Origin of the sequence: Persicirhabdus sediminis (genome assembly GCF_016595495.1) — a bacterium.
GTDB lineage: Bacteria > Verrucomicrobiota > Verrucomicrobiia > Verrucomicrobiales > Akkermansiaceae > Persicirhabdus > Persicirhabdus sediminis.
Window position 1 is genome coordinate 1 of sequence record NZ_JAENIM010000002.1, and the last position, 2,048, is coordinate 2,048.

The 2,048-nt window shown below is 45.6% G+C and carries 3 protein-coding genes; all 3 read right to left on the bottom strand.

What is annotated here, in order from left to right; translation table 11 throughout:
• Nucleotides 1-140 precede the first annotated feature (140 nt).
• Entirely contained in the window at nucleotides 141-509 is a 369-nt protein-coding gene (locus JIN82_RS00010) for an antibiotic biosynthesis monooxygenase (RefSeq protein ID WP_200309474.1), read from the bottom strand.
• A gap of 189 nt (nucleotides 510-698) precedes the next feature.
• A complete protein-coding gene (locus tag JIN82_RS00015) occupies nucleotides 699-1,121 on the bottom strand; it encodes a hypothetical protein (protein ID WP_200309475.1) in 423 nt (140 codons plus the stop codon).
• 79 nt (nucleotides 1,122-1,200) lie between these two features.
• Complete coding sequence (locus tag JIN82_RS00020; RefSeq protein WP_234041658.1) at nucleotides 1,201-1,566, bottom strand: hypothetical protein; 366 nt, start codon at nucleotides 1,564-1,566, stop codon at nucleotides 1,201-1,203.
• Nucleotides 1,567-2,048: the final 482 nt, after the last annotated feature.

Here is a 2,048-nt window from a genome sequence, read left to right on the forward strand (position 1 = left end):
AACGTCGAAGTCCTCTCACACCTGCCCGGGGGCGCGGCTTCGACTGCGGTTTGAGGGTTGAATGATCATGACGGATTGAACTCGCAGCGGGGCAGGTGTTGGGAGCGACGCCTTGTTCTGCCCGGTGTTCTATTTGTGCTTTATTTTGTGCAGAGGTTTGTAACTGCAACTTTCTCGAATAGATGAGGGCTAGCAACTGAACTCGATGGGTATGCACCCATAGCGGCTTTGAAGTCCGGGTGATTGAATGCATTCTTAAAATCTTCGACCGAATCCCAGGTAGCGTAGTTCATAAATACAGAACTCTGACCGATGGCGCGATGCAGTTGCGTGGAGATGTAACCGGGCTGCTGCTTCATCCAGTTGGCATCATTCTCCCATGCTTTGATGAGTTGATCGGCCTCCTCTGGAGCAACGGTGAATACGTTGACGAGGACAACAGGAGACGCGGTTTCGTCGAGTTGTTGATGGATTGGACAGGTTTCGTCGAGTGGTTTAAATGAGATCATTGTCTTTTCTTGGTTAGGATTCTTAGTATTTGAGATATTTTTTGGCAGAACGTATAGGTGATGCACCAGATATCTGATGCCTGATAGCTATGAGTAGCTTAAAAAACTGCATCGAAGCAAGCAATCTTACGAAAACGCGAGCACGTATATCTGGTTGCTATCCACCGTCTTGTTATGCAAAGCGATTACTTACTTTCGATAAAACGGAAAAGACTCAATGTCGTCGCTATCTTCACTTCTCGAAAAAGTGCCATCTAAACCAGATGAAGTTGCAACTATTCCACCATCATCCCCCCTGGAAAGCACTATAGGGTTCCCCCAAACATCAATAAATAAGGAACGATCTTTAGAACGCTTATACGGACTATATTGATTAGAAAAAGTATCACTAGTTACATGTGCAAAGATCAACTGATTGGACAAATCCCTAAAGGGTTCTTGCTTATCAGCTATATTTACAACCGCAGATATTGAATTAACCTGTTGTTGAGCCTTCTTAACCTCGCTATCCACTATTAAATCATCCTCTGAAGTCTCTTCTTTACACGCAACGATAATTGAGAAACTTATGAATATTAGAAACTTGGCGTAAGGCATAGGTCTTTTCTGCATAACGTCGAAGGACTGGCATCCGCTACCGGCGGCGCTAGTTCGACGAAGGGGTTGGGGTTCTAAAAATCATAAAACGAAACTACTGCGCGGGTAGCGGATTGCCAGCTCCGACTTGTTCTCTGTTGAGCAGATATTGGGAGAAAAACTCTGTGTAATGCGAGGGCTCAAAATCAAAGCGAACATCAATCTCATGAGATTCCTGAGTCAGTTTATCTTCGTAGTCTGTCTCCCAACCAAATCGAAACCAAGTAACCTTCTCTTCTGTGAACGCTACTTCGCAAGTTCCAACACCGCAGCCATAATCGGCACATTCAGGGCAAACAAAGAGAGGTATTCTGTTCGGACGCAGGTCACTCTCCGAATAACCAAGCAACATCCTCGCAAATTGGTCTTCAATTTCGGCGGACATCCAACCAAAAGGAGGGATAAAGTCTCCGATCTTCAAGACGTCAGCTAGTCTACGCTCATTGATGTAATAATCGTGGTAATCAATAGAGCGCCGATTTCGACGAGCGATTCTCATCTGAAGGGTATTCGGCATATTTTCAGAGAACGAAGAGTTCGCCTACTGCGAGAGCAGGCTTGATTGAGTGAAACGAATGAGGGACTGAGACGCAGTTAGGCGCAACGACTTGATATCTGTCCGCACGTCTATCCTACTCAAGGAATCGAGCTCGTGCGGAGACGGGAATGCTAGGATGACTTCTTTCATAGAGTTTTTTCTGTCAGGTTCATCGCAGGATAACTTGCAGAAAAAACTGACTTGTCATCCTCTGCGCAAGCTTGTGCGCGCAACGTTAGATCTAGTTGATAGATAAAAGCCTCACTGAGTGCAAGTTCTCATTTCAAGCTATACAGGCTCGAGTTCTCTCGCACTCTTGTATCATCTAAGCTCGCGCTCATTCTGAAAGGCTACGCTGATCTTTC

Coding starts and splice junctions, on each gene's coding strand:
- JIN82_RS00015 (WP_200309475.1), bottom strand. CDS start 1,121: ATGCAGAAAAGACCTATGCCTTACGCCAAGTTTCTAATATTCATAAGT.
- JIN82_RS00010 (WP_200309474.1), bottom strand. CDS start 509: ATGATCTCATTTAAACCACTCGACGAAACCTGTCCAATCCATCAACAA.